The organism is Agromyces bauzanensis (genome assembly GCF_014645655.1).
GTDB classification, from domain to species: Bacteria; Actinomycetota; Actinomycetes; order Actinomycetales; family Microbacteriaceae; genus Agromyces; species Agromyces bauzanensis.
On record NZ_BMMD01000025.1, the window covers coordinates 1 to 18,061 of the forward strand.

Below are 18,061 nucleotides of genomic sequence, written 5' to 3' on the forward strand. Positions count from 1 at the left end.
CAGGGTTATGAGTCTTCGTAAAACCCATTATCCCAGGTCAGAGGACACTTTTTCACTTCCCGCACCCGCGCGCCAGCCAACTACTCGCGGATCTGGGTCAGAGTGGGCACGAGCTGTCGCCCAGATCGTCTGATCGGCGGGCACCGTGTACTCGAGGGAAGCATGCTCGAGATCGGCGTCGCCGAACCCATGCCGAGCCAGGTTGAGCCCGGTGCGACCATAGACGACAGCTCGAACGGGCTTGCGCCATGGGGCGATCCGGTCTGCGCCGGCATCACCGGAGATGACGGCTCCCTCTCGTGTAGCCGCTTCGGCCACGAGCTGGGCCTGCCGTGTCACCGGGTCGAGCGAATACCAGCCCGTCGTGATCCCTCGCGCCCCCGGGTACTGGGTGAGGAAGGCGTCGGCGACTTCTCGGACGTTGCGCGCCGACCAACCGTCAGCCGTCCTCGAGACGAGGCCGTCGAGCCGCTTCAAGGATTGGGAGATGGCTGCCTGGGTGACGCCGGTCTCCTCGGCGAGTTGCGCCTGCGTTCTCGGAGCTCGCGTCCTGGCGAGTGCCCTGAGGAGGGCGTACCGCCCCCATGCCACGCGCCGCTCCGATCGCTCCTCTCTGGTCATCGGCGCGGCGGAGTGGATGCGGCGTTCTTCACCATCGAGAAGGACGATGCCGTCGTTGACTGCGGCGACCGCGATGCGGTGATCTTCCGTGGCGAGTGCGCGCAGGCTCGCGGTGAGCCTGGGCACGACGTAGAGGCGGATTTCCTGATCGCGACCGGGGCCCGGAATCGACGAGGGGGAGGGCGGTGTCTGCCGTACGAACAGGCGCGCGTTTCGCTCGGCGACCGTGACGTCGGTGAACGTCTTCGGCGGAACTGATACGGCTCAGCGGCAAGCGTTCGCGCTCGTCGCGTGGAATCTCGTCATCTACGTCTGGCTGCGTGCGATCGCTGGTGCGACGCAGTCGCGCGGCCGGGCCGCTGCGGCCCCTCCTCATAAGGCTCGCGGCGGTGCGCGGCATGGGCGACAACAGCCGACGGGTTACAGCGTGGTGATGCGCTCGGCGGTGCGCGGGCGTGCCGTCGAGGTACTGCTCGTCATCGTTCAGCCCTCCGGCCAGGGGATCGTGAGTTCACGGTATCGGCGGCCACCGTCAGTGCCTCGGCCACTCGCCGCAGATCTTGACCCCAGTCACGAAATGGATCGAGACCGGGTTCTGCGACGATTTCAGGGCGGATCCTGCAATCGGGCCCGATCCACCCCGGGTCGTAGGCGGCCGTTGACCCGTTTCCGGACTGACCCGACGCGCTCGCGTCAGGTGGTGCGCGTCTTCGTCGAGCGGCCCGGTGCGCCCTGTCGTCGCGCTGCCGCACGGGCTAGCCTTGGTGGATGGCCACGCCCTTCGACGACCCCGAGTTCAATGCCCAGCTCGCGAAGATGGGGGTCGTGCACCGCCCGGGACTCGCCGATGAGATGCTCGGTGAACTCGCGCCGCTCCTGAGCGCGGAGGGCATCGATCTCGACAATCTCGAAGACACCGACCTCGACGACCTCAACGCGGCGCTTGCCAGGGCGACGGAGCAGCGCAATCTCGCCCTGTTCACGCCTGTGGGGGCGCAGCGGGCGGCGGCGTTCGCGGTGCTCGCACGGTTCACGGAGGCGATCGCCGAAGGCGACGACGAACGTGCGCGCGCCGTGCTCGCGGCCATCGGGCCGGAGCCCGTGGGCGACACCCCGGCCGTCGCCCAGGTCATCGGTGCGAGTCTGGGGCTGCTCGACGCCCGTCATACCGATCCGGCGCTCGGCGCGGCACTGGCCGGCACCCGCGTGCCGAAGTGGGATGGGCGGCAGTCGCGGGCCGCCGCGGTGGACATCCTGGCGCTGGCATCGAAGGGCCGGTCGTTCGATGCGCTCCAGAGCCTCCATCTTCGGCGCGGCGGGCTCGCCGTCTTCGAGGGGGCCGCGCTCGTCGTCGCGGCCTCGCTGATCGCCCAGGCTGCCGCGGAGGGCGTCGACGTGGGCCCGCTCGCAGGGCGAGTGCTTTCCCGCGAGTCGGCGCCGCCGTCGGGGAAGGCGGCGCCGACCGGCTCGGTGCGGCCGTCGGGGACGGTGGGGGCTTCAGGAGTGCTGCCGCCGTCATCCGCGTTCGCTCGGGGCGAGGCACCTGCAGCCCGTGCGTTCGCGAAGCCGTCGGGCAACCGCGCGAGCCGCAGGGGGAGCCCGGCGCGCGACCGCCGGACCCTGCGCGAGTTCAGCGCGTGGCTCGAGCGACAGCCCTCGATCGCCGCGCCGAGCGTCTCCGACGAGACGAACGTGCTCCGGGCCCTGCTGATGCTCGCGCGCGAAGCGGGGCTCGATGCGCTCGACCCCGACGACATCGACCCGCTCATCGATGTGCTCTTCGAGGACGAGGACCCTGAGGCATCCGACATGCTCGAGAACGCCCTCGAGACGCTTCACGACTACGTGCACTTCCGCCTCGAGACGGCTCGTGACGCCGACGGCTGGGAAGACGCCCACGAAGTCGTCGAAGAGGCGACCGCCGAGATGCTCCCCGGATCGGGCGTGATCGCCGACGCCATCGCCGGCGCCGAGCAGCTCGACGCTGAGGAGCGGCGCGCAGCGCTCGCCGGGACTCGCATCGTCGCCGCCGTGCGCGACCTGCTGGCGTGGATCGGGACGGGGCGCCCGGTGTCGCCGTCGGGAGGCGTGCGTCGCGCCGACATCCAACCGGTCGCGGCGATGATCGGCGTCTCGGCCGTCGGAGTTGCCAAGTATCCGTCAGAGGAGGGGGAGCTCCTTCCGCTGATCGACATCGACCTGGACGCGCCATTGCCCGAACCCGCGACCACGTACGCGCGCTCGATGTACGAGGTCCCGATGTTGAGCGCCTGGTGGGAGGCGCTGACCATCGCAGACGTGATCACCCGAACGGCGACCCGCGTGCGACCGGGCCCGGCCGCGACGGAATGGCTCGCCCACCCGCTGCCGCCGCTCGACATGGGCGACATGGTGGTCGGCGTGTTCGTGGCCGAGGTGCTCACCGAGCAGAGCGCAGGCCCGATCCCGATGTTCGAAGCTGCCATCACCACCGAGGCGGTCCGGAGGCTGATGGTCGCCCTCGCGCCCGAGAGCGTCGACGACGACGAAGCGGAATCCAGCGAGCTCGCACGCATCCTGACGCCGCGTGCACTGCAGCGGCTGAAGCGCCTCGAAGATGCGGGCCTGCTCCAGGCGAATGCCGACGGCGTGTTCGAGGTTCCTGTTGCGCTCCGCGGGGCGGTCGCGCGCGGCGTCCTCCTGTCGATGGCGATGCTGTACGCGGATGTCGCAGAGGAGTGAACGCGCCCCGACCAGGCTTTCACGCGTAAGGCGGCGAGACTCTCACGTTATCGGCGACCAAACTTTCACGCGAATAGCGTCCATTCTTGCACAGGCCTGTGCCAGAATGACCCCGTGGCCCACAAACTCCCGCGCTCTCCGATCGGCCGACTGCTCCCTCGCCACGCGACCCGTGCGGTGGAGGATGCGCTCGAAGACACCCGCGTCGTGCTCGTCAACGGTGCGCGTCAGTGCGGCAAGAGCACGATCGTCGCGCAGATCGGCGGAGAGCGTGGCGGTACGTGGCGCAGCCTCGATCGCGCCGCCACGCGGCAGGCTGCCGAGTTCGATCCGACCTCGTTCGTGCGGGAGGACGAACTGCTCATCATCGATGAGGTGCAGCGGGTTCCCGAACTACTGCTCGCCATCAAGGAAGTCGTCGACGCCGACCCGCGGCCGGGCCGGTTCCTGCTCACGGGGTCTGCGCGCGTCCTCGGCCTCCGGGGAGTGCCCGATGCCCTGCCCGGGCGGATGGAGACCATCGAACTCTGGCCGCTTTCGCAGGGGGAGATCGAGGGCCGACCCGACGGCTTCGTCGATGCCGTATTCGAGCAGGGACCGGGCCTGAGGCATCAGAGCGATGAGCTTCGATCCGGGTACATCGACCGGATCGTGCGGGGCGGATTCCCCGAAGCCGTCGCGCGCGAGGGGCGTCGCCGCGAAGCGTTCTTCGACAACTATGTCGCCGACATCGTGAATCGCGAGGTCATGCAGTTGTCGGAGATCGAACGCGGACACGAGATGCGCTCACTCATCCGCCTGCTCGCGGCTCGATCCGGTCAACTGCTGGTGCCGGGCGCGTTGGCGGGCCTGCTCGGGCTGCCTCAGACGACCGTGAGTCGGTACCTCGGTCTGCTCGAGGAGGTCTTCCTGATCAAGCGGATCCCCGCGTGGTCACGCAACCTGAGCGGTCGGGCGGTGTCGACCGCGAAGGTGGCCATGGTGGACTCGGGGATTGCCGCCAACCTCATCGGTCAGGATGCCGCGAGCCTCCGACGGCTGGAAAGCCCCCTGGGAGGGCTGGTCGAAGCGTTCGTCGCCATGGAGATGGCGCGGCAGCTCACCTGGTCGCGGACCCGCGCCGAGTTGTCGCACTACCGTACGAAGGATCAGGTCGAAGTCGACATCGTGCTCGAGGACCGGCGTGGGCGCGTCGTCGCGATCGACGTGAAGGCGTCGGCCACCGTGCGACCCGACGACTTCAAGGGCATCAACCACCTCGCCGCGCGGCTCGGCGGGGACCTGCTCGCCGGCATCGTGCTCTACGCGGGCACCGAGACCCTCCCCTTCGGTGAGAAGAACCGCGCACTGCCCATCAGCACCCTCTGGGAGCTCGGGTCGTAGGTCGCCTTGTGGACCGTCGCCTGTCCACAGGTGCCGGATCCCCCGGCTGCAGGCGACAGCATGCGGTCTCGTCCATGCGCACGGGGGAGTGCCGCCGTGATTGCGCGGTTCCGCGCTCGAGCTCGAGGCGCGCCCGTCGCCTGACGACCCAGCTGTCATGACGCTCACCGTCGCAAGTGTCACCGACTGCTCGAGCGTCTGCTCCGCCGATGCGCCGGCACCGACCGACGCGATCGTGGTTCCCGAAGGCTACACGCCCGCGCGGCTGGAACTGCCCATCAGCGGAGAGCCCGGCCGGGTTCAATTCGTTCTCGCCCCCGAGGAGGTCAGCCAGGGACTGAGCTTCGGAGTGTTCGGGGATGTCACCGCTACGTCGACGTTCACGGTGGCATCCGCGTGTTGAGCTTGGACGTGGTCGGCGACGGATTCGAGCGTCTCCTCTCTCCGGCAGATGGGGTGGGAACGATCGAGGCGGCACGTAAAGTCGAAAGCACCGTCTACACGGTGAGGATCGGTGCTCCGCTCGAGGAGTTCGTGGCTCGATACGCCAGCTGGGCGCCCGGCTCGTACTTCGGACTGACCGATCTCGGGGGGCAGGTGTTCCTCTGGAGCACGACACGTTACGCCTTCGACAGCGGATTGCGGGGAGTCGTCGGGCTCCACCCGGTCGCCGACCGCCCTCAGACTACGTTTTCGCTGCCGTGGGGATCGTGGGTGAGCGCGGGGGAAAGTACCGCTGCAGCGGACCAACCGGTCACATTCGAGGTTCGCGCCGCCAACATCGTCGGCATCGTCGCGATGGTCGGCGTCATCGCCGCTGCGGCGGTAGGTCTCGGCTGGCCCGCGGCATCCACTCGGATCGTGCCCCCGCCGCGCGCACCCAGCCTGCCCCCGCCGCACACGCATGAGGATCCGGGTCAGAGGCCCCATGGAGGCCATGACCCGGATTCTCATGTCGCGTGGACGTCAGCACTTGCGATCGCAGGCGATCGGAGTAGTGTCGGTGGTGTCAGACATACTCGAACAGTGGATGAGCCGCTGAGGGTCGACGACCGTCGAGACGGGCTGGACGATCATCCACGCGATGCCGACGAGCTACAGGAGGAGCCGATGAACACCAGAGAGCGGCGTCACTTCGAGCTACCGGCGAGCCCCGAGGTCGAGTCCGTCGAGACCGAAGAGGTGATCTACCACGGAGAGCCGCTCACCGATGAACGCGTGCGGCAGATCGTCGAAGACGTGCGGCGCGCGAATCTCATCCCCGGCGGGAAGTCACTGAACCGCGACGGTTCGCACTCACGCCGACTCTCGCTGCGACTGCAAGACGAGTTGTTCCTGGCGCTCGAGCATGCCGCCGACGAATCGCATGTCAGTGTGTCGAAGTTCACCCGGGCAGTGCTCGAGGAGTGGGCGGAGCGGCGCCGAGCGGCCTTGTAGATGCAGCTTGACGCGCCGGGTCTCGTCGGCGTCGAAGTCGCGTCGTTGAAGGTGACGTCTCGGCGATCTTGCGCTCGTGCCCGACGAGGTCTTCGCCCTCGGCAAGCGAGCCGCTGGCTGTCCTGACCCCGTCAGCCGAGGATCACGCGAGCTCGCTCGCTCGACTCCGCCCGCCGACGGCAGTCCGGTGCCGAGACCCGGTTCGTCGCGGCGGCGAGCACCTTCATGACCAACTGGCCGGCCGTGAGCGCCGACCTCACCGCGCAGATCGGCGACCGGCAGGCGTACCGCGAACTGCTCGTGGGCATCGTCGCGCGCGGCCTGCCCGAACACGAGCGCAACTTCCTCAAGCTGCTCCGGGAGAAGTCGCGAGACCAGATCGGCCTCCTGGCATCCGATCTGCGCAATGCGCCGAGGGAGGTGACCGAACGGATCGCGCCGGTCAATGCGTCGCTCGGCACGTCGCCGTTCGACCACGACCGGTTCCTGCGCATCGACGTGAAGGTGCAACGCGGCGGCGAGGTGCAGGACTTCATGGCCGACCTCCAGACCATCGTGCAGGGCAAACTGGGAGGACGAGGACCTCGAGTCCGCCGGTCGGAGGTTCGCGGTGCTCGCCCGCGTGATGCACCGGCTCGGCTCGAACGAGCACGTGGATCTCGTCTGGCGACGGCGCTGCCTCGACACGCGAGAGTACGTCACATTCCTCGCGAAGGACATCGATCGCGCCGGCCGCGTCGTGAACCTGCACGAGTCGAGTGCCGGACTGTCGGGCGGGCAGCGCCAGAAACTCGTCGTCTTCTGCCTCGCGGCGGCGTTGCGATACCAGCTCACCGTCGACGAGGAATCCGTGCCGTCGTACGCGACGATCATCCTCGACGAGGCGTTCGACAAGGCCGACCGCCGCTACACCCGCATGGCCATGGACGTGTTCGTCGAGTTCGGGTTCCACATGCTGCTCGCGACCCCGCAGAAGCTGCTGCAGACCATCGAGCCGTACGTCGGGCGGTGACGACGATCGACAACCCGACTCGCAAGCTCTCTCTCGTCGCGAACCTGAACTTCGACGAGCCCGGCTGATGGCGGCGCCGATGGTGTCGGTGACCGAGGCGCGCGCACGCGCGGCCCGGACGGTCGAGCGCTCGCTGCGTGACTGGGCGGCGGGCATCGGGGTGGACGCCAGGATGGAGATTCCGCTGCACCCGCCCACCGAGAGGCCCGCGCTCGCTGATCTGCCGCGTGCGATGGCGTGGGCGAGCGAGTGGCGGGCGGTCGGCGAGCGTGGCAGTCGCGGTCGCGACGCGGTCGAGGTCGTCTTGGGTGAGCGCCGCTGGCCGAGTGTCGGGGCGCAACACGTCCCCGAGCGCTGTGTGCTGGGCGACTCCGACGCGTTCACCGCATTCGCAGGCGCCGCGCACCGACGCACCTGGCAGCGGCTTCGAGCACGGGCCGACGAACTGTGGGCTCGGCTGGGTTCGCCCGATCCGCTCGGCTCCGCCATCCGCCCGCACGCCCGCACCATCGAGGCGTACGGCGACGATGAATTCGCGACGCTGCCCGACGTCGTCGACTGGCTCATCTCGCATCCCGCGTCGGGTCGGCGCATCCGCCAGCTTCCCATCCGCGGGATCGACACGAAATGGCTCGAAGGGCACCGTAGCGTCGTCGCGGCGGTCACCGGCGACGACTCGCTCGGCCGGCTCGAGAACCAGTCGCTCGTGCGCGTGCGGTTCCTCGACCCAGCGCTTCGCCCGGGCGGCCTTCGGGATGTCGCCACGCCCGGTCGACCAGCTCGCCGCGCTGAACGTGGCGCCGGCGACGGTCTTCGTGTTCGAGAACCTCGAGACGATGCTGTCGATGCCCGAGCTGCCGGGGCCGTGGTCGTGCACGGCTCGGGCTATGCGGTCACCCGGCTCGGCGGCATCCCGTGGATCCGTGACGGCCGCATCGTCTACTGCGGTGAACTGGACTCCGACGGGTTCCGCATTCTCGACCTGTTGCGCGCCACCTGCGGCGACGTCAGGAGCGTCCTCATGGACGAGGCCACGCTCGTGGCGTGCGCGCCGACCTCTGGGTGCCGGAGACCAGGCAGGTGCCCGGTGAGTTCGGCATGCTCCGCACCGAGGAGCGGCGGGCGCTGGCTCGGATCCGTGCCGAGGGTGGCGTACGGGTCGAACAGGAGCGGTTCCCGTGGGCGCGTGCGTTCGCGGCGCTCCAAGGCGCGGCGGCGAAAGCATCGCTTCGATCCGCGTGACCGTTGCCTCAGCAAGGACGTGGTTCGGCTGATGACGTCGGTGGCTCCGCGTATCGTGCGGTGCACATACTCGCGGAGCTCGTGCCGGGGTCGGAGAGGAACGTGAAGGTGTTGGTCGCGACGAGTGTCGCCCAGGGTACGAGATCAACCGACGCGATGCGATGCGCCGAGGGCGTGTTTGTCTACATGATCGAGGCATGTCCTACAGCGTGCGCGGACCGTATGGTTCGTGTGATTGCGGCATCACGTTCCGCGGCATGACGAGCGACGAGGTCAGGACGACCGCGATCGTGCGCAGGGTACCCGGGCTCGATCTCGCGACGTACGTCGATTGCCTCGATGCCACGCATCGGTTCGCGACCTGCGAATGCGATCGCGCGAGATCCTGGACGCCGTCGAACGTGGCGAATCGTTCACCGTGACGCGCGACGGGCACGAGATCGGCGAGCTCATCCCGCTGCGTAAGCGGCGCAGATTCGTCACGCGATCGGAGTTCGCCGCCATGTCGCGCTCCGCGCCTGCGATCGCCCTCGACCGGTTTCGCCCCGACCAAGAGGCTGTCGTCGACTCGGCGCTGGACGATCCGTATGCCCGCTGAGCATGAACGCGGGCTCCTCGATACGAACATCGTGTGCCTGCGTCGTTGGATCGACGCCGACGACCTGCCCGCCAGATGGCGATCAGTGCCGTACCGACCTCATGATCGCAGCGGCGAAATCGCTTCTCCAGAGCGCCTCGCCGCCGCGGCATCCGCTCGCTCAGGTGACGATGCAGTCGACCCCGGGCAGTTCACCGAAACGGGCAGCGCGATCGGTCGTCAACACGGTGCGCTTCGTCGCCACCGCCGTCGCCGCGATGATGAGGTCGTGCGCCCCGCGCTTCGTGCCCGTGCGTGAGACGTGCGCCAACAGGCGGCCGTGGGCCTCGGCAGTCGCGAGATCGTAGGGTTCGACCGGCAGCGTCTCGAGCACGCGGACCAAGAACTCGGTCCGTCGCTCGCGGTGCTCGGGTGAGGCGAGCTCGATGCCCGTTCGGAGCTCGGCGATCGTCACCGCCGCGATGACGATGTCGTCGTCGGATGCCACGACCGCTGCGAGCTCGCGGCGCTGCCGCTCGGAGGCGACCAGCACCCCGGTGTCGAGGATCAGTCGGCGGGCCATGCCGGCTCGGCGAGTTCGACCGCCTCGCGTGCGGCGGCGACATCCTGCGCGAACTCGTCATCGACGGGGCCGTACGCAAGCAGCGCCACCACCTCGGATCCGTTGCTGAGGTCGACCGGTCCGACGGACGCGACGCGCCGACCGGCGCGCGTGATGATGATCGTCTCACCACGCTCGACGTCATCGAGCAGCGCCGCGAACGCCCTACTCGCGTCGGTTGCCGTCATGGTGCGCATGCAATCAGATTATCTGATTGCTGGGCGGGATGTCTACTCCGGGCTGGAAGTGCACGAGAGTCCGGGTTATAGCTCGGAGAGAGGGTCGTGACCCGGATCCCCATGCAGAGGGCCGCGCCGCCGCGGCATCCGTTCGCCTCAGGCCACAGCGTTGAACGGGAAGTGCACCGCGCTGAACCCCCACGTGGTGCAGCCAGTGCGGCACGAACGCGTCGAGCTCCTTCTCGAGCGCCGAACCCGCGAACTCGTCGACGACCCACCAGGGATGACTTGGCGTCGTGGCTGTCGTGCGGGTCGATGTAGACGCATCCCACGAGTCGCTGCTCGTCGGCGTCGTCGAGGATCGTGTAGTTGAAGGTGACGTGCGCCGCGATCTCGCGCTCGTGCCGCGCGAGGTCGTCGCGGTCGGCCTCGTAGGTCATGGTGGCGGGTGGCCGGTCCCAGCTCTCGCCGTAGATCTGCCACAGGCGCTCGCGCGAGCCCATGACCGCCGGGTAGTCGATGTCGACGTCGTCGGCGCGGATCGGCCGCAGGTGGTAGCCGAGCACGAACTCGACGCGTTCGGGGTGCGTGAAGCCCTCGGCAGCCAGGTGCGGGATTCCGTGGTGTCGCTCATGGTTCCACGCTGGCTCGCGCCGCCGAGTCACGCGTGCGTGATCCGAGCCGGGTTACGCGCGAGCAAAACGTCGACGTTCGTTGCTCAGCGGCCCTCGATCGCCCGTCGGAGGCTCTCGACCGGCACCTTCGGCGAGCGGTCGGACCGCAGGAGGCCGTTGGTCTCCTGCCCGGTGTCGGTGAGCTGGGTGTAGCAGAAGCCCGACAGCACCGGCGATGCTTGCACCGCCCGCAGCAATGCGGCAACCTGCGTCTCGAATTGTGCCGGGTCGTGCGCTGAGCTGTATCCCCACGCACCGTCGACGTGCTCGTCGAGGTAGCTCACCCCGCCGAACTCGGTGAGCATGATCGGCTGTGCGCGGTCGTCCTGCGAGGCCGACATACGCCTGCCTGCAGGTCCGAAGCCGCTCAGCAGTTCGTCGACCGCCTCGACCGAGCCGTAGCGGCGACCGATGCGCTCCGGGTCGTCGTCGTAGTCGTGGATCGTCCAGATGTCGGAGTCGGTGTGCTCCCATCCGTCGTTCGAGATGACTGGTCGGGTTGCGTCCAGCGCCCGGGTGAGCGCGGTGATGGCGCGACTGAACGACTGCTGACGCTCGTCGTGCGAGATGTGCTGCACGCCCCAACTCTCGTTGAGCGGCACCCACGCGATGATCGACGGATGCGAGCGATCGCGACGTACGAGGTCCATCCACTCGGTGGTGAGCGCGCTGACGGCACGCCCGTTGAACTCGTAGGCACTCGCCGTCTCGCCCCATATCAGCAGTCCGAGACGGTCGGCCCAGTACAGGAAGCGCGGGTCCTCCGCCTTCTGATGCACGCGCGCCGCGTTGAAGCCCAGCTCCTTGATCACCTCGACCTCGCGCCGCAGGGCTTGGGAATCAGGGGCGGCGAGGTGGGATTCCGGCCAGTAGTTCTGCGAGAGCACCGCGCGCAGGTAGAGCGGCCTGTCATTCAAGAGGAAGGTTCGGTCGACCGCTTCGACCGTTCGGAGGCCCAGATAACTCGACACGGCGTCAGCGGGCTCGGCGGCGCCCTCCTCCTCGAGGATGACGGTGGCGTCGAGCAGGCGCGGATGGTCGGCGCTCCAGAGCAGTTCCTCGTACTGCTGGCCGTTCCGCTGATGGGGAAGGCTGAGCCGCAAGTGCGACGCGCGCTCCAGCAGACGGAAACGAGCCTCTGCGATCAGCTCGCCCTCGAATGACAACGTGACGCTCGCCCATGACGCGATGCTCGGAGGCCTGCTCAGCGTGAGCTCGAGGTTGACGCACGCCCACGGGACATCCGACTCCCAGGCGAGATCGACCACGTGCAGCGGTGGCACGCATTCCATCCAGACCGGCTGCCAGATGCCCGTCGTGCGGTGGTACCAGATCGAGTGCGGAGCCTCGCGCCAGTCCTGCTTGCCCCTGGGGATCGACACGTCGTGCGGGTCATCGATGGCGCGCACCACGAGAGCGTTCCTGTCGCCGGTGACGAGCGCATGGGTGACGTCGAACGTGAACGGCGACTGCCCGCCTTCATGTCGTCCGAGGAATACGTCGTTCAGCCAGACGTCGGCAGCCCAGTCGACCGCGCCGAAATGCAACAGGACCCGGGACCGTTCGTCGGAGAGCCCGGCGGCCACGAGGCCGTCGCGGGCGATGGAGCGGCGATACCAGACGACGTGGTGGTACCCGGTTTCCCCGATGCCCGATGCGGGCGACTCCGGCGGGTACGGCACCCGGATCCTGCGGTCGAAGGCGACGGTATGCGGTTGCTGTGCCGGGTCGGTGCCGAAGGCGAACTCCCAATCGCCGTCGAGTTCACTCCACTGCGGACGCATCAGCTGCGGCCGGGGGTACCGGCCGTCTTGGCGGGTCGCGTCGGGGAGATCGGGTTGCCTCATGCGCTGGCTCGTCTCATGATCTGGAACGGGATGATGGTCTCGATCGGCGACGTGCTCGGGTCCGCGAGCAGGTCGAGTGCGGCGCGCGCGATCGCGGCTTTATCGGGCGACACGGTGGTCAGTGACGGTGTCGAGAATCGCCCTTCCTCGATGTCGTCGAATCCGACGATCGCGACGTCCTCGGGAACCCGGATTCCGCGGGCGGAGAACGTGTGCATGGCACCGAGCGCGAGCAGGTCGTTGAACGCGAAGACGGCGTCGAAGGCGACCCCGCTGTCGATCAGCCGTTCCGCCGCCAGTGCTCCGTCGCCGCGGTGGAATTCCTCGACCGTGCAGATCAGGCGTTCATCGACGGCGATGCCGACCGACTCGAGTGCGGCCCGGTAGCCGTTGAGCCGGAGCTCCGACGTCTCGTTCGGCCCGGACGGCTGGGCGCCGATGGCGGCGATGCGACGGCGTCCCGATGCGATGAGGTGGGCCGTCGCGGCTTGGGAGGCAGCGGTGTTGTCGACGGTGACGTGGGGGAACGGACTCTCGCCGATGTGCTCGCCGAGCAGCACGATCGGCGTAGTGTCGAGGCGGGTCGCGAGGTCATCGGCACTGAGAGCCAGGGGACTCAGGATGAGGCCGTCCATGACCGGAATGCCGATTCCGTCGCTGATGCGTCGCTCGGCGTCCGCATGGCCGTTGGTCTGGTTGATGAGCACGGTGATCGATCGATCCTCAGCGGCCGCCACCAATTCCGATGCGAGCTCGGCGAAGTACGGCTGGCTCAGGTCGGGCAGGGCGACGGCGATCATGCCGCTGCGCCCGCTGCGCAGTTGACGCGCGGCGGCGTTCGGGCGGTAGCCGAGTTCGACGAGGGCCTCGCGGATACGCACCTTGAGGTCCTCGCGCACCCAACCGGTGCCGTTCACCACGTTGGAGACGGTCTTGGCTGAGACGCCGACGTGGTCGCCCACATCCTTGAGGGTCGTTCTGCCCATCTGTGTTCCTCCGAATGCCGGGTCGGGGCGGTTGGTCCACCGTGACCCTTCAACGATTACCATGGCACACGCCACTGTCTTGTTCAACGATTACCAAAAACTCTTGTTCAACGATTACCCAGAGTGTATAACTTGATCTGACACCAGCCGTTCAACGTTGAACGATCTTCGAAGGAGAAGCCATGCACACACATCACAGCAGTGACCGGCGGCGAACCCAGCGCCTTCGGTCGGTGCTCATCGCAGGCGGCGCGATGGCAGCCGCAGCCTCACTCCTGCTCACGGGCTGCACCGGCGCGGGCGCGTCCGGCGGAAGCACCAACGATCCTGATGCGAAGGTGACGCTCGAGTTCTGGAACGGCTTCACCGGACCAGACGGCCCGGCCCTCGAGCAGGTCGTCGATGACTTCAACGCATCGCAGGATCGCATCACGGTGAAGGCGAACATCATGCCGTGGGACACGCTGTACCAGAAGGTGCTCACCGCGGCGGCAGGCAAGAACGGTCCCGACATCGTCGCGATGTCCGCATCGCGTCTCCCCCAATACGCTGCCGAAGGCCTGTTCCAGCCGATCGACGACTACTACGAGAATCCCGACTTCGAGTCCGACGCGTTGGCGGATGCCGCGGTGTCGGCGTCGATGTTCGACGGCGAGAACTACGGGGTGCCGGTCAATCTCGCGACCATGCTGATGTACTACAACATGGACCTGTTCACGGCTGCGGGGCTCGACCCCGAAGCCCCGCCGACGACGTGGGATGAGTTCGCGGCGATGGTGCCGAAGCTCACCGTCGATGAGAACGGGGATGGCAAGCCGGAGCAGTACGCCATCGCGCTGGCCGACCACGAGACCGTGCCGATGTACCCGCCGTTGCTTTGGAACGCGGGCGGCGGCATCGTGTCGGAGGACGGCACCACGAGCGAACTCGACTCCGAAGGGTCGCTGGAGGCGCTCAACTTCTGGGTCGATCTGGTCAAGAACAAGCAGGCCTCACCCATCGGCCTCGCAGGTGCCGATGCCGACAAGCTGTTCCAGACCGGCAAGGCGGCGATCGAGATCGTCGGTCCGTGGATGACCACCGGGTTCAACGATGCCGGCCTGAACTTCGGGCTCGCCCCCGCCTTCGCCGGACCGAGCGACCAGATCACCCTGGCCGACGTCGTGTCGATGGCGGTGCCGACGTCGGCCGACGAGACGACCAAGCAGGCCGCCTACGAATTCTTCGCCTACTGGAACTCGAAGGAAGGCCAGACGACGTGGGCGGAGGGGTCGGGCTTCCCGCCGACGCGCGCCGACGTGTCATCCGACATCACCGGCAACCCCTACCCGGCCGTCTTCGGAGCGCCCGACGTGGTCGACAATTCGCGGGTGCTCCTACCGGGCATCGCCGCCGGCGGCACGATCATGGAGACCATCTTCAACCCAGCCCTGCAGAAGGCGCTGAACGGCAAAGGCACCGTCGACGACATCTTCACCGAGGCCTCGAAGCAGGTGCAGGCGGAGTTGGACAAGTAGCGGTACCCGCTCGACACTGAAGGACTGGGGCGCCGACGCGCGCCGCACGCCGCCCCACCCCGCCACAGGAATGGTTCAATGACGACTCTCCAGACGGCCCAGACGGCCCCGCCGCAGGCAGCCGCTGCGCGAACGGATGCCCCGCGCCGTCACCGCTCGCACCGCAAGGCGATCACCGCCTGGCTCTTCCTCACGCCCGCCCTGCTCGTGCTCGCGGCCTTCACCCTCTACCCGATGGTGCAGGCGGCGTACCTCTCGCTGACGAACTACAACCTCATCCGCGCGGCCGAATGGGTCGGCCTCGATAACTATGTCGAGCTGTTCGGCGACCCCGCCTTCTGGAATGCGTTCTGGAACACCGTGTACTATGCGGCCGTGGTCACCCCGGTCACCATCGGGCTGGCGCTCGTCCTCGCCGTGTTCCTCGATCGGCAGTTCGCCGGGCGTGCGTTCGTGCGCACGGCGATCTTCCTCCCCTTCATCGTGTCGCTCGGCATCATCGCGATCGCGTGGGCCTTCCTGCTCGATCCGAACATCGGACTGCTCTCCTATTGGCTGTCGCAGGTGGGCATCGTGTCGGGGCAGGGCGTGCTGAGCGACCCGCAATGGGCCATGCCTGCCGTGATGTTCGTGGGAGTCTGGAAGAACGTCGGCTTCTACATGGTCATCTATCTCGCAGGCCTGCAGTCCATTCCGGAAGACCTGCACGAGGCGGCCCGTCTCGACGGGGCCAACGCGTGGCAGCGCTTCCGGAACGTGACGCTGCCGTTGCTCTCGAACCAGACGCTGCTGGTGTCGGTGATGGCGCTCATCGCGTCGCTGCAGGCCTTCGACCAGATCTACGTGATGACCCACGGCGGCCCGTTCTTCCGCACCGAGACGCTCGTGATGCTGATCTACCGCGAGGGCTTCCAGGAGTTGCGCTTCGGATACGGCGCCGCCATCTCCTGGGTGCTCCTCATCTTCGTGTTCCTCCTTTCGATGATCCAATACGGCTACTCCCAGCGCCGACAGGTGAGGTACTGATGACCACGACCGTCGAGTCCACGGCGGTGGACCGCCCCGCGGCATCCGCTCGTCGCCGCACAGGCCCCTCATACCTCAACACCCACGCGGCGTGGAAATGGCTGACCGCGATCGCCGGCATCGTCATCGCCCTGGCGATGCTGCTGCCGATCATCTGGATGGCGTTCACGGCGTTCAAGCCCGAGAGCGACATCGTGGCGTTCCCGCCGACGCTGTGGCCTCGCGAGCTCACGTTCGAGCACTTCGTGGACGTGTGGAGCCGCATCCCGTTCGCACGGCTCTACCTGAACACGATCATCTTCGCGGGATCGGTGACGCTCATCTCGTTGCTGTTCGATTCGATGGCCGCCTACGCGCTGGCACGGCTCGAGTTCAGCGGCCGCGGCGTGGTGCTCGTGCTCATCCTCGTGCTGCTGATGCTGCCGTTCCAGGTGACGCTCATCCCGTTGTACGACATGCTCAACAGCATCGGCCTGACAAACACGCTGCCCGGCATGATCATCCCGCGTATGACGAACGCCTTCGGCATCTTCTTCCTGCGGCAGTTCTTCCTCTCCCTGCCGAAGGATCTCGAGGAAGCCGCGCGCATGGACGGCGCGAGCGAGTGGCGAATCTACTGGGGCGTGATCATGCCGTTGGCGAAGCCGGCGCTGCTCACCCTCGGGCTGTTCCACTTCCAGTACAACTGGAACGACCTGCTCTGGCCGCTCATCATGTCCGCCGACGTGGAGTCGGCGACGCTCCCGGCGGGCCTGGCGCTCTTCATGGGGCAACACGTCGTGGAGTACGGCCTGCTCATGGCCGGATCGCTGCTGGCGCTCCTACCCGTGATCGCGTTCTTCCTGCTGATCCAACGCAGTTTCGTCGCCGGAATCGCCACCACCGGGCTCAAGTGAGTCGGGAACCCTCCCACATCATCCCCGCAATTCGAAAGGATGCCGTGCCCGCACAGCATTGGATGAACGACGGCCGCCTGCACTTCGGCGTGGGCGTCGAAGACACCTTCGTTCCGCAGGAGCGCGTCGGCCACCGCAAGCTCGACGAGTACGAGCTCACCCAGCACTACGAGCACTGGCGGGAGGACCTCGCGCTCGCCGCGGAGTCGGGCGCCGGATTCTTGCGCTGGGGCATCCCGTGGTACCTCGTGGAGCCGCGCCCCGGGGAGTTCGACTGGCGATGGATCGACGACGTGGCAGAGAACACGCGGACACTCGGACTGCGTGTCGTCGTGGACCTCATGCACTACGGCACCCCGCTCTGGCTCGAGAACCAGTTCCTCAACGCCTCGTACCCCGAACGCGTGGCGCGCTATGCCCGTGCCGTCGCCAAGCGCTACGCGGGCGTGTGGAACGATTTCACGCCGCTGAACGAGCCCATCATCAACGCGATCTACTGCGGCGAGACCGCCACCTGGCCGCCGTACCTGTCAGGTCAGGACGGTTTTGTGAAGCTCACGCTGGCGTTGGCCCGCGGCATGGTGCGCACCCAGCAGGAGATCGCGGCCGTCAATCCGGCGGCTCGATTCGTGCACGTGGACGCCGGCTTCCGCTGGGAAGGAGATGGGGGTGCGATCCCGCTCGATGTGCTCGAGGAGCGGCGCTTCCTCGCCCTCGACCTCATCACCGGGCGTGTCGATGCGACGCATCCGCTCGGTTCGTACCTCGCGTCACACGGCGTGACGGAGGCGGACCTTGCCTGGTTCGCGGAGAATGCGGTGACACCCGACGTCGTCGGGATCAACTACTACCCGGCCTTCACGACCGTCCGATATCTCGACGACGGAGCGGCCGCGCCGATCGAGGCGGGCGTGGCCGGCCTGCGAGACCTGCTTCTGCTGTATTGGGAGCGCTACAACCTCCCGCTAGCCGTGACGGAGACGTCGCGCGGGGGGTCGGTCGAATCGCGGCTGGAATGGCTGACCGAGTCACTCGCCGAGGTGCGCGCCCTCCGCGCCGAGGGCATGCCGGTGCTCGGCTATACTTGGTTCCCCTTCTTCTCCCTCGTCGACTGGCTCTACCGCCACGACTCGAAGTCGCCCGACGAGTGGTTCATCCACATGGGCCTCGTGGACTTGGAGCGCGGCGCCGACCGCACGCTGGCACGGCGCAAGACCGACGCATTCGGTGCGTTCCAACGAGAGTCGGGCCGCTAGGGCGACGTAGCGGGCGGGAAGTGCCCGGGAAATCAGCTCCGAGATGTTGGTCGCAGGGAGCGCGC

General features: G+C 67.6%; 17 protein-coding genes and 1 pseudogene. 12 read left to right on the top strand and 6 right to left on the bottom strand.

Features of this window, described 5'->3' with window-relative positions; translation table 11 throughout:
- Positions 1-27 precede the first annotated feature (27 nt).
- Positions 28-621 (bottom strand): MarR family transcriptional regulator, encoded by a 594-nt coding sequence (locus IEX31_RS19675; RefSeq protein ID WP_373285541.1) that lies wholly within the window; start codon positions 619-621, stop codon positions 28-30.
- A gap of 768 nt (positions 622-1,389) precedes the next feature.
- On the opposite strand from IEX31_RS19675, the gene IEX31_RS16325 reads away from it, so the two are divergent.
- The 8 genes and pseudogenes from IEX31_RS16325 to IEX31_RS16355 all read left to right on the top strand — a co-directional run bounded on the left by IEX31_RS16325 (position 1,390) and on the right by IEX31_RS16355 (position 9,014).
- Complete coding sequence (locus tag IEX31_RS16325) at positions 1,390-3,342, top strand: hypothetical protein (protein WP_188744466.1); 1,953 nt, start codon at positions 1,390-1,392, stop codon at positions 3,340-3,342.
- 114 nt (positions 3,343-3,456) lie between these two features.
- The gene (locus IEX31_RS16330) at positions 3,457-4,725 is read left to right on the top strand and encodes an ATP-binding protein (RefSeq protein ID WP_229662436.1); all 1,269 of its coding nucleotides are present in this window, start codon (positions 3,457-3,459) and stop codon (positions 4,723-4,725) included.
- A 157-nt stretch (positions 4,726-4,882) separates the two neighbouring features.
- Complete coding sequence (locus IEX31_RS16335; protein ID WP_188744467.1) at positions 4,883-5,128, top strand: hypothetical protein; 246 nt, start codon at positions 4,883-4,885, stop codon at positions 5,126-5,128.
- Positions 5,125-6,162: a ribbon-helix-helix domain-containing protein gene (locus tag IEX31_RS16340; protein WP_188744468.1), complete on the top strand. Its 1,038-nt coding sequence runs from the start codon at positions 5,125-5,127 to the stop codon at positions 6,160-6,162. Before IEX31_RS16335 ends, IEX31_RS16340 begins: the two co-directional genes overlap by 4 nt.
- A gap of 610 nt (positions 6,163-6,772) precedes the next feature.
- On the top strand, positions 6,773-7,174 hold the full coding sequence (locus tag IEX31_RS19100) for an SbcC/MukB-like Walker B domain-containing protein (protein ID WP_229662437.1): 402 nt from the start codon (positions 6,773-6,775) through the stop codon (positions 7,172-7,174).
- A 67-nt stretch (positions 7,175-7,241) separates the two neighbouring features.
- Positions 7,242-8,522, top strand: a complete 1,281-nt coding sequence (locus IEX31_RS16350) for a DUF3322 domain-containing protein (RefSeq protein ID WP_188744469.1) — start codon at positions 7,242-7,244, stop codon at positions 8,520-8,522.
- 50 nt (positions 8,523-8,572) lie between these two features.
- A pseudogene (locus IEX31_RS19755) lies at positions 8,573-8,838 on the top strand (DUF7715 family protein).
- Entirely contained in the window at positions 8,748-9,014 is a 267-nt protein-coding gene (locus IEX31_RS16355; RefSeq protein WP_268237006.1) for a type II toxin-antitoxin system Phd/YefM family antitoxin, read from the top strand. Before IEX31_RS19755 ends, IEX31_RS16355 begins: the two are co-directional and overlap by 91 nt.
- 160 nt (positions 9,015-9,174) lie before the next feature.
- Here IEX31_RS16355 and IEX31_RS16360 read toward each other — a convergent pair whose 3' ends face one another.
- Genes IEX31_RS16360 through IEX31_RS16380 form a run of 5 tightly spaced genes read right to left on the bottom strand, consistent with a single transcriptional unit; the run spans position 9,175 to position 13,301 of the window.
- On the bottom strand, positions 9,175-9,576 hold the full coding sequence (locus IEX31_RS16360; protein ID WP_188744471.1) for a PIN domain-containing protein: 402 nt from the start codon (positions 9,574-9,576) through the stop codon (positions 9,175-9,177).
- Positions 9,561-9,803 carry a type II toxin-antitoxin system Phd/YefM family antitoxin gene (locus tag IEX31_RS16365; protein ID WP_229662438.1) on the bottom strand — a complete coding sequence of 81 codons (243 nt, stop codon included), beginning with the start codon at positions 9,801-9,803 and terminating at the stop codon, positions 9,561-9,563. Before IEX31_RS16365 ends, IEX31_RS16360 begins: the two co-directional genes overlap by 16 nt.
- On the bottom strand, positions 9,800-10,459 hold the full coding sequence (locus IEX31_RS16370) for a hypothetical protein (RefSeq protein WP_188744473.1): 660 nt from the start codon (positions 10,457-10,459) through the stop codon (positions 9,800-9,802). The genes IEX31_RS16365 and IEX31_RS16370 overlap by 4 nt, the downstream gene beginning before the upstream one ends.
- Positions 10,460-10,512: 53 nt before the next feature.
- The gene (locus tag IEX31_RS16375; RefSeq protein ID WP_188744474.1) at positions 10,513-12,315 is read right to left on the bottom strand and encodes a glycoside hydrolase family 2 protein; all 1,803 of its coding nucleotides are present in this window, start codon (positions 12,313-12,315) and stop codon (positions 10,513-10,515) included.
- The gene (locus IEX31_RS16380; RefSeq protein ID WP_188744475.1) at positions 12,312-13,301 is read right to left on the bottom strand and encodes a LacI family DNA-binding transcriptional regulator; all 990 of its coding nucleotides are present in this window, start codon (positions 13,299-13,301) and stop codon (positions 12,312-12,314) included. Before IEX31_RS16380 ends, IEX31_RS16375 begins: the two co-directional genes overlap by 4 nt.
- Positions 13,302-13,555: 254 nt before the next feature.
- Between IEX31_RS16380 and IEX31_RS16385 the strand changes: the two genes are divergently transcribed.
- The 4 genes from IEX31_RS16385 to IEX31_RS16400 all read left to right on the top strand — a co-directional run bounded on the left by IEX31_RS16385 (position 13,556) and on the right by IEX31_RS16400 (position 17,996).
- The gene (locus tag IEX31_RS16385) at positions 13,556-14,818 is read left to right on the top strand and encodes an ABC transporter substrate-binding protein (protein ID WP_188744476.1); all 1,263 of its coding nucleotides are present in this window, start codon (positions 13,556-13,558) and stop codon (positions 14,816-14,818) included.
- 78 nt (positions 14,819-14,896) lie between these two features.
- Positions 14,897-15,844, top strand: coding sequence for a carbohydrate ABC transporter permease (locus IEX31_RS16390; protein ID WP_188744477.1), 948 nt, complete (start codon positions 14,897-14,899; stop codon positions 15,842-15,844).
- Positions 15,844-16,740 (top strand): carbohydrate ABC transporter permease, encoded by an 897-nt coding sequence (locus IEX31_RS16395; protein ID WP_188744478.1) that lies wholly within the window; start codon positions 15,844-15,846, stop codon positions 16,738-16,740. The genes IEX31_RS16390 and IEX31_RS16395 overlap by 1 nt, the downstream gene beginning before the upstream one ends.
- Positions 16,741-16,784: 44 nt before the next feature.
- Entirely contained in the window at positions 16,785-17,996 is a 1,212-nt protein-coding gene (locus tag IEX31_RS16400) for a family 1 glycosylhydrolase (RefSeq protein ID WP_188744479.1), read from the top strand.
- Positions 17,997-18,061 lie beyond the last annotated feature (65 nt).